This window comes from Agrobacterium sp. fls2-241-TYG-188a (assembly GCF_030209845.1).
Genome location: NZ_JARVRD010000003.1, coordinates 330,324 through 344,227, shown reverse-complemented (window position 1 = coordinate 344,227; position 13,904 = coordinate 330,324). Strand labels below are relative to the sequence as shown.

Sequence of the window (13,904 nt, the reverse complement as noted above, 5' to 3'; positions counted from 1 at the left end):
CTTAGTCCTCCAGTACCCAGGTGTCCTTGGTGCCGCCGCCCTGGCTGGAATTCACCACAAGGGATCCCTGCTTGAGTGCGACACGCGTCAGCCCGCCGGGAATGATCTTTACCTTGTCGGAGACCAGAACGTACGGACGAAGATCCACGTGGCGCGGAGCTATGCCATTCTTCACCATGATCGGCACTGTCGAAAGCGACAGTGTCGGCTGTGCAATGTAGTTGGAAGGGCGTGCACGCAACTTGTCGGCAAACAGCGCGCGCTCCTTTTTCGATGCGGTGGGGCCGACAAGCATTCCGTAGCCGCCCGATCCGTGCACTTCCTTCACGACGAGATCGGCCAGATTGTCGAGAACATATTTGAGGCTGTCCGGCTCCGAACAGCGCCATGTGGGCACATTTTCCAGAAGCGGCTTGCGGCCTGTGTAGAACTCAACGATCTCAGGCATGTAAGAATAGATTGCCTTGTCGTCGGAAATGCCTGTGCCGGGTGCGTTGGCAATGGTGATGTTGCCGGCACGGTAGACATCCATGATTCCGGGTACACCGAGGGCCGAATCAGGTCGGAAGGTGAGGGGGTCGAGGAAATCGTCGTCCACACGTCTGTAAAGCACGTCGATGGCTTCGTAACCGCGTGTCGTCCGCATCTTGACCTTGCCATCCATGACGCGAAGGTCCGAACCCTCCACCAGCTCGACACCCATCATGTCGGCCAGAAACGAATGTTCGTAATAGGCAGAATTGTAGATGCCGGGGGTAAGGACCGCAACGCGCGGCTTGCCTTTGCAGCCCGGAGGCGCAAGTGATGCCAGCGACTGGCGCAGAAGGTACGGATAATCTTCGACGCGCTGGACCTTGTTCTCGTGGAACAGTTCCGGGAACATCTGCATCATGGTTTCGCGGTTTTCCAGCATATAGCTGACACCGGAAGGCGTGCGCGCGTTGTCTTCAAGAACGTAGAACTGGTCTTCACCGGTACGCACGATATCCGTGCCGACGATGTGGGTGTACACGCCGCCCGGCGGCTTAAAGCCGATCATCTCCGGCAGAAAGGCTTCGTTGCGCTCGATCAGCTCGCGGGGAATGCGGCCTGCCCGGATGATTTCCTGCTTGTGATAGATGTCATCCAGAAAGGCGTTCAGCGCCAGCACCCGCTGCTCGATACCCTGGGCAAGCTTGCGCCACTCGCGGCCAGAGATGATTCGAGGGATTATATCGAAAGGGATGAGCTTTTCCGCGCTGTCCGCATGTCCGTAGACGGCAAAGGTGATGCCCGTCTTGCGGAAGATGTTTTCGGCGTCCCTGGACTTCTGGATCAGGTGCGATCTGTCCTGCCGGCTGTACCAGTCATTATACTTTTCATATGGGCTTCGCGGCGTGGAGTCCGCATCTATCATTTCGTCAAATGCCAACTTTAGGTTCCCCATTTTTGCCCATTTGAATACAAGGACGCTCGCAATGCAAGAAGCATACACAATGCCCAGAGAGAATTTTTGCTCCTTTCGTGCTCGCTAAATATTCAAAAAATAAGCGGTTTCAGCTTTGCTCGCTGATAAATTCAGCAAAAAGGAAGCACGCGTAAGGGCTTCTACCTCTTTCGCCAAATATTCTCATAGGTTGTGCGGCGTCTGGTGCTTAAAATTTCATCAAATGAAAGCGTGAGCGGAGAGCTAGCATCCCTGGCTTCATCAATGTTTGTTAACAGCATGCCGCGCTCAATTAGAGGTTTGTTAACCATAGAATTATAGGAATTGTTAATCGAAAGATTGATCGAGCCGGGGGTTACATGTCTATTTCTCGCCGTGGGGTCCTGTTTGGATTGCCGCTTTTTCTCGCAGGCTGCGCCAGCACCAACTTTACTCAACAAAGACAGAATTATGCTGCCGTGCCGGACGAGAAATTCCCGTTGAAGGCAATGCAGCTTGACCAGATCAAGCCAGAGCTCCGTCGCCAGGAAGTCGCCTATGTCACGACGCATCCGGCAGGCACGGTTGTTGTCGATACGCCGGCCCGGCGGCTCTATTTCGTCATGGGTAACGGTCAGGCCATGCGCTATGGCGTCGGTGTCGGTCGCCAGGGACTTGCCCTCAAGGGCAATGCCTATATCGGTCGCAAGGCCGAGTGGCCAAGCTGGACGCCGACGCCGAACATGATTCGCCGCGAGCCCGAGCGGAACCTGAAATATGCTGGCGGTATGCCGGGTGGCCCGAACAATCCACTCGGTGCGCGCGCGCTCTACCTATACCGCGACGGCAACGACACGATGTTCCGTCTGCACGGTACCAACCAGCCGCAATCGATCGGACACGCAATGTCCAGCGGTTGCATCCGCATGTTGAACCACGATATTATCGACCTCTACCAGCGTGTCCCAGTCGGCTCCCGCGTTGTGGTTCTGCAGGCATAATGACCTTATAAATGCCAGGATCCGGCGGTCTACAGCCGGATCACAAACCCCTTGCCATGGTGCCCCATGTGTCGATTTCTTGCCTATACCGGCTCGCCTGTCTGGCTCGACAGTCTTCTGATCGAGCCGGAGAGTTCTCTGATCACCCAATCGCTTGCGGCGCGTGAGGCGAAGACGGTTGTCAATGGTGACGGGTGCGGCATCGGCTGGTATGGGGAGAGGGGAGAGCCTGGCATCTACCGGGGCATTCTGCCCGCATGGTCTGATCGCAACCTGACTTCCTTGTGCCATCAACTCCGCTCACCGATGTTTCTGGCGCACGTGCGCTCCGCCACGACAGGCGGGGTCTCCATGTCCAATTGCCATCCCTTCGGCTTCGGCCGTCACCTCTTCATGCATAACGGCCAGATCGGCGGATATGAAAAGGTCAAGCGGGCCATCGAGGCGTATATCCCCGACGAAGTCTATTGTTCACGCGCGGGCAACGGCGATAGCGAGGCGATCTTCTTGATCGCTGCGGGTTTCGGCTTGGATCGTGATCCGATAGGGGCATTGAAAAGAACATTGCAGATGTGTCTCGATGTCGTGTCGCGCGCCGGTCTCAACGAGCCCGTGCGCTTCAGCGCCATTCATGCGGATGGTGAAAAACTGCACGCCTTCCGCTGGTCGAGCGATGAACGTCCACCGACGCTTTACTGGCGCAATATGGGCGAAGGCATCGCGGTGGCATCGGAACCCTTTGGAACCGGTGTCGAACGGTGGGATATCATCCCCGCTAACACGGTTGCCACCATTACCGGCGCCGATATCTCATTCGATGAGTTCAATCCGGTTGCCCAGCCGGCAGTGCTGATGCAGGCCTGAAGGTAGCCGCTGCCCTTTGCCGGTGACAAGGTTCACCTTGCTTGTGCTGGACCTCTGATATCAGCTGGTGAGGCTTCGCGGGCGCAGCTGGTTGGCTCGATCACGCAGCTGTGCTTGGGCGCCGTGTTGTCTTTGGTTTTGAAATGTGTATCCGATCCCCAAAGATCGAGGTGGGGTGAGGCTCGGTCATTATCCATCAGACTCCTTTAAGGGACAGGACATATGCAATTTTTTGAAAAACTTTCGCGATTTCAGCCACAACTGCTTGCAGCGCTGAGAATCATCACCGCCCTGCTGTTCATCGAGCACGGAACTCAGAAGCTGTTCGGCTTCCCCGCATCGCAGATGGAAGGCTCACTGCCGCCGATGCTGCTGGTCGCTGCTATCCTTGAAACGGTGGGCGGTATTCTCGTTCTCATCGGTCTGTTCACCCGCCCGGTCGCTTTTGTCCTGTCCGGTCTTATGGCCTTTGCCTATTTCATGGCTCATGCGCCAAAAAGCTTCTTCCCGGTGCTGAATGGCGGTGACGCAGCAATCCTCTTCTGCTTCGTCTTCCTGTATCTCGTGGCTGCGGGACCGGGTGCGTTCTCTCTGGACGCCAAGCGCCGCTGATAGACTTTATCTGTGACCAAGAAACGCCGCGTGGGAATACCCATGCGGCGTTTTCAGTTTGACTTGACCTCAACGGATCTGGTCGTGTTCGGCGTCAGCCACTTGTCTATCTTTGCTTGCAGCAATTCCGGGCTGATCGGCTTGGAAAGATAATCATCCATGCCGACTGCAAGGCACAGATCGCGATCGCTGTCCTGCGCATGGGCGGTCACGCCGATGATGGGTACGCGCGTGACATCAGAAGATGCGTCCTCTTCAGCGCGGATCGCCTGGGTCGCCTGGTGGCCATTCATGACAGGCATGGAAACATCCATGAGGATGATCGACGGATTGTCGCTGCGCCAGGCCTGAACCGCCTGTTTGCCATTGTCGACAATGCGGAAGGTAAGCCCCGTCTGCTGGAGTATCTGCGTGAAGACGATCTGGTTGACATCGTTGTCTTCGGCGATCAACACGTCCAGCCGTCTGCTTCCGACGTAATCCTTTTCCGGCCGGGCAAAACCCGCCGTCATATGTTTGACGGTTGCTGCCGGAGCGTTTGGTTGCGGGTTCGGCTGTGGCTGAGCCTCTCTGGCCGGCTCGGCTTGCCTCTGGAGAGCACGTTTTGCGCGCGCGGTCCGAACGACATCGGCCAATGTCTTTCGCAACAGCCGCGCCCGCACCGGTTTCATCAGATGGGCATCGAAATCCGGGCCTCGCGAGGCGCTGTAGCTGACCGCATCCATCGACGTAAGGAATATGATGGCCAGATCTTTGAGGCGCGGATTGTCACGCAGACGTCTCGCCACTTCCATGCCGTCCATATCGGGCATGTGGTAATCCAGAATGACGGCATCGATTTCGAAACCGATAGCGGCTGCCTCTTCGAGGATTGCCAGACCGCTTGGTCCGCTTTCGGCGGCATAGCTGTCGACGCCCCAGCCATCGAGCTGCTCGGTCAGGATTTGCCGGTTGACGACATTGTCATCAATGACGAGGACACTGACCTTCTTCGTATCGATCGGCGTCACGGCCTGGTCCGGACGGTTGCTGGCGGCGCGTAATGGCAGGGCCACGGTGAAGATGGAGCCCTGTCCCACCTTGCTTTCCACGTCCAGCTTGCCGCCGAACAGTCCCGTTAGGCCGAGGGTAATGGCCAGTCCAAGCCCCGTGCCCTCATGTCTGCGGGTTGAAGACGTATCCGCCTGGCTGAATTTCTCGAAAATACGGTCGAGTTGATGGGGCGCGATGCCAATCCCGGTGTCTTCGACCCTAAGCGTGAGAACCAGCTCGCTTTCACTGATCGTTTCACTCGAGAGATCAATGAGGACGTGACCGATTTCGGTAAACTTGATGGCGTTGCCAATCAGATTCGTGACAATCTGGCGGAAGCGTCCCGCATCGCCGCTGACCGCTGTCTTCAGCTTGGGATCGACGCGCACGATAAGCTCTATGTTCTTTTCCAGGGCCTGCGAGGACAAAAGCGAAGCGACGTCCTCAACGGCTTCCGCCGCATCGAAAGGTGCAGAGCGCAACACCATCTGGCCAGCATCGATCTTTGAGAAATCCAGGATATCGTTGATGATGGTCAAAAGGGCATTGCCGGATTTGACGATGACATCGGTAAAGGTTCTCTGGCGCGTGTCGAGTGCGGACTTGGCCAGCAATTCCGCCATGCCGAGAACGCCATTCATCGGCGTCCTGATCTCATGGCTCATATTGGCGAGAAATTCCGATTTCGCACGATCCGCAGCCTCGGCTCGCGCGAGAAGACCCTCAAGCTCGGCCTCTCGCTGCTTCAGGTCGGTGACATCTGTCGCGATGACCAGCCAGTAATTGCCGGCACCCATGGTCGATTCAAGATTGAGCCAGCGTTTGCCACCGACATGGACAAGGGACGAGAATGGTTTTGAGGCGGAAATGTTTTGAAGCCATTTCGTTCGCTGGGCAGCGGCGTCCTCATGATTGCCGAAATCGCCACGGTCCGCGCAATGAGCGAAGAGTGGGAGCCAGCTCTTTCCGGGAGCGAGCATGTCAGGCGGAACGTCGAACATGGTGGAAAGGGCATCATTGGACAGGATGATCTTGCCATCCTGAACCAGCGCCAGTCCCTGGGCCATGACCCGGGTCGCATCCTGCATATATTCGCCGACGCGCTGCAACTCTTGCCTTGCGGCACTGATTTCCTTGTCGCGAGCGCGGATGGCTGTGCAATCTGCAAAAGTGATGAGGATCTTGTTTCCCGCCACCCGTCGTTCCGACAGGATGGTGTAGCGACCGGCCTTGCTGGCGACTTCGCGCGAGGTATTGCCATCGATCTTGCTCAACCGTTCGATGCGATCGCGATAGGCATCCTCGAACGTCATGTCTCCGAACTCGTACTTGCCGGATTCGTAGCCAAGCTGGAGATAGCGGCGATAGGGCTGGCCGATGAGATCGACCTCTTCCTCAACCTCCCAAAGATCGTAAAAACAGCTGTTTGCATATTCGATCGTCAGGTCGGGTCCCAGCAGCATCACACCCACCGGCAGCGTCTGCAAAATGGATTCGACTTCGGCATGAAGGCGTTCCGCCTCGTTTCTGGCCGCCAGAAGCTCCCGACGCCCCTCCTCCAGGGGCGTGGTATCGGTCATGGATCCGACAAGATATCGCTCATTGTCCGGTGTTTGAATTCGTCCTACCCTGATCAGCGTTGGAACAGGGGTGTTATCGTTTCGGACAATCTGTTCCGTCTTCTGAAATTCCTCGCCTGTCTCCAGTACGCGGGTATTTGCCAGCCTGAAACGCTCACCCTCGTGAACGAACAATTCGCTTTCCGTCAGCCCGTAATAATTTTCGCGCGGCTCTCCCCACAGCGCTTCATATGCCGCATTTGCGTAGGTCAGCCGGCGCTCGCTATCCAGAAGGAAGGCGGCAACAGGCAGCCGCTCCAGCGCCTCGCGGAAAAGCCAGGTTTCCCGCTTGTGCTGTTCGATCAGATTTTCCTGAGTCTTGACGTTGCTGATGTCGATGCGAAGCGCGATCAGCAATCCGTTCTCAAGGCGCCTGTTGATGAACCGTATCCATCTTCCGTCGCTCACCCTCTGGGTGAATTCGGAATAGGCCTGCCGGGTCTCGTCCACCTTGGCATCGACCCAGGCGTTCTTTTCAGCCTCAGCTGCGCTATCGGCAGCCCCGGTACCCACATAGTGCTCGTAAAAGGAGGTCACGACGGAGCGCAATGTGAGCGTTCCACGCCAATCGAGGTCGAGTTGGGCATAGAGGCTCTGCAAGCGCGTATTGGCGTAAAGCAGGCGATCTTCGACGTCGTAAACCGCGATGGCCACATCGAGAAGGTCGAGAACATTTCCGCCGGTGAGAAGCTCGATCTGGGCAGCCGAAAACTCGGATTTCACAGAGGGCACCGTCTCGAAGACTTCGAAGAGGAACAGATTTCCGTCTTCCGTCTCAAATCTTTCGCACTTCATGGAGTGGACGTCTTCGGCTTGCTGTCCGCTGCAGGACGTCACCTCTTCCGTTGAAAAGACGAGGCAGCGCCGCTCCTTCTCATTCCGGTCAACGTCCCTGGTTTCGCCGAAGAGGTCCTGCGTGGTCTTGTCGACAAAGTCACTGACGGAGCGGCCGTTGAAACATGCGTAGGCGGCGTTGACGCAGACATAGCGAAGCTGACTGTCCTTGATGCAGGCGGGAAGTGGCAGCGCCTTGACGCCTTCGCATGCTCTTTCAAGCAACCCCCCTCCAATCAAGACATTCTCCGTAACCATCCATGACACCTGACAGAATCAGTGCCAACCGCGAACTGAACCTGTGGCTGTAAGCTATTGTACCTTGATTGATTTGGCTATGCGTCCGACAGCATTATTGGTCAAATGTTAACTATAGATTTCCATCAGTTCTTTATGTTTTAGAGAGATTTCTGCTGCGTGACCGGCGCGCCGTTGGGGACTTCCCATCTCCATCTTGAAAACAATTGCTTGACTTTCGCGGATAAAAAGACCAAATCCCCCTCAAGCTTTCACTTTCGGCGGCCGCGTGAGCTGCAGCGTCAACGAATTAATTAAGACGCATGAAGGAAAAGCGCATTCATACAGGAGACGGCAAACACGCCGCCCTTTAGCGCAGAAAGTCATTCCAACCCACAAGTTCCCAATTCACGCGGGGTTCTTGACGCCAAGACAACCGGACAGCAGGGCTGATCCGGATGCAAGCGTTTTGGCGCCCCGAAAGGCATACTATTGACCAGTTTTAACGAACTCGGCCTATCCGAAAAAATCGTGGCCGGCGTCACCCAGCTTGGTTACACCACACCGACTCCCATTCAGGAAAAAGCGATCCCGCTGCTTCTGGAGGGTCGCGACATCATTGGTCTGGCACAGACCGGAACCGGCAAGACTGCCGCATTCGGCCTGCCGATCATCGAAATGCTGCTCAAGCAGCCTGATCGTCCTGCCAACAGAACCACGCGCACGCTCATTCTCGCTCCTACTCGCGAGCTGGTGAACCAGATTGGCGAAAGCCTTCGCGGCTTCGTTCGCAAGACCCATCTGAAGATCAATCAGGTTGTTGGCGGCGCTTCGATCAACAAGCAGCAGCTGCAGCTGGAAAAGGGCACCGATATTCTGGTTGCCACACCTGGCCGTCTGCTTGATCTTATTTCCCGCAATGCGATTTCGCTGTCCAAGGTGACCTATCTGGTGCTGGACGAAGCCGACCAGATGCTGGATCTCGGCTTCATTCATGACCTGCGCAAGATTTCCAAGATGGTTCCTGCCGGTCGTCAGACATTGCTGTTTTCGGCCACCATGCCGAAGGCCATTGCTGATCTCGCCGGAAGCTATCTGACCAACCCCGTCACGGTCCAGGTCACGCCTCCGGGCAAGGCCGCCGACAAGGTTGAGCAGTATGTTCACTTCGTTGCGGGCAAGAACGACAAGACAGAGCTTCTCAAGAAGTCGCTGAACGAGAACCCGGATGGTCGCGCCATTGTGTTCCTGCGCACCAAGCATGGCGCTGAAAAGCTGTCCAAGCATCTGGAGCATATCGGCTTCAAGGTCGCGTCGATCCATGGCAACAAGAGCCAGGGCCAGCGTGAGCGCGCGCTCAAGGGTTTCAAGGACGGAGAAGTCAAGGTTCTGGTCGCAACCGATGTTGCTGCCCGCGGCATCGATATTCCAGCCGTGACCCACGTCTTCAACTATGACCTGCCGGAAGTCGCCGACGCTTACGTCCACCGTATCGGTCGTACCGCCCGTGCGGGCCGTGACGGTATCGCCATTGCGTTCTGCGCACCGGACGAAACCCGTCTGCTGCATGACATCGAAAAGCTGATGAAGATCGAGATTCCGGTCCTGTCAGGCGAACGTCCGGAAGGACTTGCCAGCCCGTCTCGCGGCAACAACAACAATCGTGGTGCCAATCGCGGCGCTCCGAGCGGTCCACGTCGCCAGGGCGGCGAACGTGCCCATGGCGATCGTCCAGCGCGCACGCACCGCGAAGGCGCACCACGTGATGGCGGCCGACGCAATGGTGATTTCCGCGGCCAGCGTGCCGGTGAGTTCGCACCTGTCGAGCACGACAACGATCTGGAAGTGACGTCCGACTTCAAGCGTCCCAAGGCTGATGCCGTTGCAGGCAAGCCTGCTGGCAATCGCAACCACCGTGGTGGTCAGGGCCGTCCTGCCCGCAAGGCTGGCTCCTTTGCGCCCGCCGGTCAGGGGCGTCCCGCTGGCAATGCCGGTCGCGGTCGCAAGCGCGGCTGATAAGGCTGATCTTTTGAATATGAGCGCCCGGATGAAAATCCGGGCGTTTTTGTTTGGGAGGATTATGCGGGTTTCGTGCCGCAGAGCATCTCGCGTTTTCCCGCAAAGCCCGGTCTGCGTTCAACGGTGAAGCCGGCACTGCCCAGATTGCGCCGGACGAATCCAGCCGCTGCAAAGGTTGCGAAGGTGCCACCGGGGGCGGTCTTCTCAAACACCGCCGACATGATGTCCAGCGACCACATGTCCGGGTTCTTGGATGGTGCAAATCCGTCGAGATACCAGGCGTCGAATGTATCCGTGGTCTCGATGATGCCCTGCATGGCATCTCCGCAAAAGACGGTCAGACGCGTCTGCTCATCAAGCTTGATGTCGATCCAACCTTCCGGATCTGAAGGCCATTGCGCAACGAAGGCCTGCCGCTCGGCATCAAGTTGCGGCCAGTGAGACAGTGCGCGGTTCAATTCGCGTGCCGTCATCGGGTAAAGTTCGAAGGATACGAAATGCAGCTGCGCACCGGCGGGCCGTGACAGCTTCCACTGTCGCCAGGTTTCGCACAGGTTCAACGCCGTTCCAAAGCCAAGCTCGCCAATGCGGAACGTGCCCTGTGCCGTTTTCCAGCGTTCCGGCAAGCCGTTGCCGGACAGCGAAACGTGGCTGCATTCCTGCCTGCCATCGGTCTGGCAATAAAAATGGTCGCCAAAGGCCAGCGAATAGGGCATATCGCCCTCTCGCCAATCCAGCATGTTCGAACCGGCTCGTTCCGGCCCACGATTATCGGGGTGTGTCATGGTCAAAGCCGATAGTCTGCCCGATCAAACAGGTCAATCACCTTTGCCATCCAGCGTGTCTTTGTTGATCGTCGGCGGCGGTATCATGGGGCTGTGGGCGGCCGTCAAGGCGGATCGGCTGGGTATCGACACCTTGCTTGTGGATGCTGGCCACATCGGCAGCGGTGCCAGCGGCGGGCTGCTGGGTGCGTTGATGCCGCATATGCCGGACCGCTGGTCGGACAAGAAGCAGTTTCAGTTTGATGCACTTCTGAGCCTCGAAGCGGATATTGCCGCGGTGGAGGCCGATACAGGCCTTAGCGCGGGTTACAGACGGTGTGGCCGCATCATCCCTTTGCCAAAGCCACATTTGCGAACCATCGCAGAGCGGCACCAGCAGGACGCGCTTTCCAACTGGCACGCTGATGAACGACAGTTCTACTGGCATCTGCTGGAAAATGCTCCTGTCAGCGGCTGGGTGGCCGAGACCGCAGGGGAGGCGGGTTTTGTCCATGATACATTTGCGGCAAAGGTATCTCCCCGCGCTTTCGTTGCTGTTCTGAAAACCTATGTCGAACGCTGCAAACACGTGCGTCTGGTCGAGAACTGCGCCGTTGCGGCTATTGATCCTGAGGGTATGGCCACTCTGACCGGGGGAGAGCGCGTCAGTTTCAGTCATTGCATGGTCTCGGCAGGCAATAGCTCCTTTCCTCTTCTTCAGACTGCGCTTGGCCTTCCTGAAAGCGGCGCACTCGGCCAGCCCGTCAAAGGGCAGGCGGCCTTGCTGGACGCGAAGGCCGATCCGGCAATGCCGGTGGTCTTTCTCAACGGCCTTTATGTGGTGCCGCATGAAGACGGTCGTGTTGCCATTGGCAGCACCAGCGAGGAGGAATTCGAAAACCCTTTCTCGACCGATGAGGGGCTGGAGATGCTGATCGAAAAGGCCCGGGAAATCGTTCCGGCCTTGTCGGGTGCTGCGGTGGTTGAGCGTTGGGCGGGACTGCGCCCCAAGGCAATCGGTCGCGATCCCATGGTCGGCGTCCATCCCCGGCACGCTCGCCTGATTGCGCTGACGGGAGGGTTCAAGGTGAGTTTCGGTCTTGCCCACCGTCTTGCCGATGCGGCAATCGACGCCATGTGCGGCAGGCCGATGCGGGTGCCGGACAGTTTCTCGCTCGAAGAGCACATTGGCGTCTTCAACCGAAAGATTTGACACCACATCTTTTACGCGTCGTTAATCTGTCACGCAAATCACCTAACAGCTTGGCTTATGCAGTGGTGCTGTTGATATCCGTTGAAAACGGCGAGGTGACGACATATGCGGTATGCCATTCATTTTACGCCTTCGCCCAACGATCCGCTGACGCATGTGGCGGCGGCCTGGCTTGGCCGTGATGTCTATTCCGGGCTTAGCGTAGAGCCGCCTGCCGTTACCAGCCTCGGAATGCAGGAGATTTCCTACCATACCGCGCTGCCGCGCCGATATGGATTTCACGGAGCGATCAAGGCACCCTTCAGGCTGATGGAGGATGTGAGTGAAGCTTCGTTGTTGCGCGGCCTGATGCATTTTGCGGGCACCCACCAGCCTTTTTCTCTGCCGCCGCTGGAGATTGCCAAGCTGGGCAATGTCTACGGCCTCGTTCCGTCATGGCCATCGGAAACGCTGAATTTCCTGGCCGCAAGCGTGGTGCAGGAGTTCGATCACTACCGCGCGCCCCTGTCTGACGCCGATATAGACCGCGCCGATCCAGACCGGTTATCCGCAACGCAGTTGACCAATCTTCATCGCTGGGGGCATCCCTACGTCATGGATGAGTTCCGGTTCCAGATGCTGCTGACGGGCGGTGTCATGCCCGGCGATTGCGCAAGGGTGGAGCGGGCCATCCGCGGTGTGTTCGAACCCTTGCTGGAACGGCAGGTCGAGTTTGCCAATCTCGCGCTCTTTGTGGAAGACGAGCCGGGTGCTCCGTTCCGCGTGCACTCCCTGCATCCCATGGGACGTGTTTCTGCCAGACGGATTGCCTAGAAAGGCACTCGACATTCCGGTTTGCGATGCTACCGTTCACGAAATTCTCGTGAAGGTGATTTGATGATTTCCGCTGACTATCCCCGCAACCTCATAGGCTACGGTCGCAACACTCCTGATCCGAAATGGCCGGGCGGAGCGCGAATAGCGGTGCAATTCGTCATCAATTACGAAGAGGGCGGCGAAAGCTGCATTCTCGATAGTGACAAGGCGTCGGAATCGCTTTTGTCTGAGATTGTCGGGGCGCAGCCATGGCCGGGACAACGCAACCTGAACATGGAATCGATCTATGAATATGGATCGCGTGCGGGCTTCTGGCGGCTGTGGCGCATGTTTACCAGCCTTGGCGTGACGACGACGGTTTATGGCGTCACGTCTGCCATGGCGCGCAATCCAGAAGCGGTTGCTGCGATGAAGGAGGCGGGCTGGGAAATCGCCAGCCACGGCTATCGCTGGTTGGAATACAAGGATTTTTCCGAGGAAGATGAGCGCCGACATGTGCTGGAAGCGGTGCGCCTGCATACCGAACTGACGGGTGAGCGGCCCTACGGCATGTATCAGGGCAAGCCCTCGGACAACACGCTCCGGCTCGTCATGGAGGAAGGCGGCTTCCTCTACTCGTCCGATTCCTATGCGGATGATTTGCCCTATTGGGTAAAGGGCGTGAAGGATGAGCCGTTCCTGATCATACCCTATACGCTGGAAACGAACGACATGCGTTTCGCCACGCCGCAGGGCTTCAATTCGGGCGACCAGTTCTTCACCTATCTCAAAGACGCCTTCGATGTTTTGTATGAAGAGGGGCGCGAGGGATCGGCCAAGATGTTGAGCGTCGGTCTCCATTGCCGTCTGGTGGGGCGCCCCGGGCGCGCGGCAGCGCTCCGGCGGTTCATAGAATATGTCCTTGGCCATGAGAAGGTCTGGCTACCGCAGCGCGTGGACATTGCCCGGCACTGGCACGAACACCATAGGCCGGAGACGTTCTGATGCTCGACCGGACAGAATTCGTGAACCGGTTCGGCGGTGTGTTCGAACATTCCTCCTTCATCGCAGAGCGCGCCTATGATGCGGGCGAACTGCACGAACCGCTGACGGCGGAAAGTGTTCATGCGGCTCTGTGCAAACAGTTCCGGGCTGCCTCGCATGAAGAAAGGCTGGGCGTTTTGCGCGCCCATCCCGATCTTGCCGGTAAGCTCGCCATCGCCGGGAAACTGACGCAGGAGAGCCGCAGTGAACAGGCGGGCGCAGGTCTCGACCGTCTGTCGCCGCAAGAGCACGCGCGGTTTACCGATTTGAATGCCACCTATGTCGAGAAGAACGGGTTTCCCTTCATCATTGCCGTCAAAGGTTTGACGAAGGACGATATCCTGCGCGCTTTCGAAACCCGCATCGACCACGGTGTAGATGATGAATTTGCAACAGCAACCGAGCAGGTGGAAAAGATTGCCTGGCTGCGACTATCCGCGATGTTGCCGTAATGCCTGCGATGGC

At 57.5% G+C, this 13,904-nt stretch carries 11 protein-coding genes; 8 read left to right on the top strand and 3 right to left on the bottom strand.

The window, feature by feature from the left end; translation table 11 throughout:
* Window position 1: 1 nt before the first annotated feature.
* The gene (locus tag QRN85_RS15625) at window positions 2-1,411 is read right to left on the bottom strand and encodes a circularly permuted type 2 ATP-grasp protein (protein ID WP_162726744.1); all 1,410 of its coding nucleotides are present in this window, start codon (window positions 1,409-1,411) and stop codon (window positions 2-4) included.
* 374 nt (window positions 1,412-1,785) lie between these two features.
* Between QRN85_RS15625 and QRN85_RS15620 the strand changes: the two genes are divergently transcribed.
* From QRN85_RS15620 to QRN85_RS15610, 3 genes are all read left to right on the top strand, one after another.
* On the top strand, window positions 1,786-2,406 hold the full coding sequence (locus tag QRN85_RS15620) for a L,D-transpeptidase (protein ID WP_112962768.1): 621 nt from the start codon (window positions 1,786-1,788) through the stop codon (window positions 2,404-2,406).
* 66 nt (window positions 2,407-2,472) lie between these two features.
* Window positions 2,473-3,270 carry a class II glutamine amidotransferase gene (locus tag QRN85_RS15615; protein ID WP_062584992.1) on the top strand — a complete coding sequence of 266 codons (798 nt, stop codon included), beginning with the start codon at window positions 2,473-2,475 and terminating at the stop codon, window positions 3,268-3,270.
* Between the two features lie 222 nt (window positions 3,271-3,492).
* Window positions 3,493-3,882, top strand: coding sequence for a DoxX family protein (locus QRN85_RS15610; RefSeq protein WP_062584993.1), 390 nt, complete (start codon window positions 3,493-3,495; stop codon window positions 3,880-3,882).
* Between the two features lie 53 nt (window positions 3,883-3,935).
* Here QRN85_RS15610 and QRN85_RS15605 read toward each other — a convergent pair whose 3' ends face one another.
* The gene (locus tag QRN85_RS15605) at window positions 3,936-7,625 is read right to left on the bottom strand and encodes a response regulator (protein WP_284759203.1); all 3,690 of its coding nucleotides are present in this window, start codon (window positions 7,623-7,625) and stop codon (window positions 3,936-3,938) included.
* 471 nt (window positions 7,626-8,096) lie between these two features.
* Here QRN85_RS15605 and QRN85_RS15600 point away from each other — a divergent pair, with 471 nt between their 5' ends.
* Window positions 8,097-9,620, top strand: coding sequence for a DEAD/DEAH box helicase (locus QRN85_RS15600; RefSeq protein ID WP_062584997.1), 1,524 nt, complete (start codon window positions 8,097-8,099; stop codon window positions 9,618-9,620).
* 62 nt (window positions 9,621-9,682) lie between these two features.
* Here QRN85_RS15600 and mnmC2 read toward each other — a convergent pair whose 3' ends face one another.
* Window positions 9,683-10,408 (bottom strand): tRNA (5-methylaminomethyl-2-thiouridine)(34)-methyltransferase MnmC2, encoded by a 726-nt coding sequence (gene mnmC2, locus QRN85_RS15595; RefSeq protein ID WP_284759202.1) that lies wholly within the window; start codon window positions 10,406-10,408, stop codon window positions 9,683-9,685.
* On the opposite strand from mnmC2, the gene QRN85_RS15590 reads away from it, so the two are divergent.
* The 4 genes from QRN85_RS15590 to uraD all read left to right on the top strand — a co-directional run bounded on the left by QRN85_RS15590 (window position 10,407) and on the right by uraD (window position 13,891).
* Entirely contained in the window at window positions 10,407-11,600 is a 1,194-nt protein-coding gene (locus QRN85_RS15590) for an NAD(P)/FAD-dependent oxidoreductase (RefSeq protein ID WP_284759199.1), read from the top strand. The genes mnmC2 and QRN85_RS15590 overlap by 2 nt on opposite strands.
* Window positions 11,601-11,705: 105 nt before the next feature.
* Window positions 11,706-12,413, top strand: coding sequence for a DUF1045 domain-containing protein (locus tag QRN85_RS15585; protein WP_112962762.1), 708 nt, complete (start codon window positions 11,706-11,708; stop codon window positions 12,411-12,413).
* A gap of 63 nt (window positions 12,414-12,476) precedes the next feature.
* Entirely contained in the window at window positions 12,477-13,400 is a 924-nt protein-coding gene (gene puuE / locus QRN85_RS15580) for an allantoinase PuuE (protein WP_284759198.1), read from the top strand.
* Window positions 13,400-13,891 (top strand): 2-oxo-4-hydroxy-4-carboxy-5-ureidoimidazoline decarboxylase, encoded by a 492-nt coding sequence (gene uraD, locus QRN85_RS15575; RefSeq protein WP_062585006.1) that lies wholly within the window; start codon window positions 13,400-13,402, stop codon window positions 13,889-13,891. Before puuE ends, uraD begins: the two co-directional genes overlap by 1 nt.
* Window positions 13,892-13,904: the final 13 nt, after the last annotated feature.

Coding starts and splice junctions, on each gene's coding strand:
- QRN85_RS15620 (WP_112962768.1), top strand. CDS start 1,786: ATGTCTATTTCTCGCCGTGGGGTCCTGTTTGGATTGCCGCTTTTTCTC.
- QRN85_RS15615 (WP_062584992.1), top strand. CDS start 2,473: ATGTGTCGATTTCTTGCCTATACCGGCTCGCCTGTCTGGCTCGACAGT.
- QRN85_RS15610 (WP_062584993.1), top strand. CDS start 3,493: ATGCAATTTTTTGAAAAACTTTCGCGATTTCAGCCACAACTGCTTGCA.
- QRN85_RS15605 (WP_284759203.1), bottom strand. CDS start 7,625: ATGGTTACGGAGAATGTCTTGATTGGAGGGGGGTTGCTTGAAAGAGCA.
- QRN85_RS15590 (WP_284759199.1), top strand. CDS start 10,407: ATGGTCAAAGCCGATAGTCTGCCCGATCAAACAGGTCAATCACCTTTG.
- mnmC2 (WP_284759202.1), bottom strand. CDS start 10,408: ATGACACACCCCGATAATCGTGGGCCGGAACGAGCCGGTTCGAACATG.
- QRN85_RS15585 (WP_112962762.1), top strand. CDS start 11,706: ATGCGGTATGCCATTCATTTTACGCCTTCGCCCAACGATCCGCTGACG.
- puuE (WP_284759198.1), top strand. CDS start 12,477: ATGATTTCCGCTGACTATCCCCGCAACCTCATAGGCTACGGTCGCAAC.
- uraD (WP_062585006.1), top strand. CDS start 13,400: ATGCTCGACCGGACAGAATTCGTGAACCGGTTCGGCGGTGTGTTCGAA.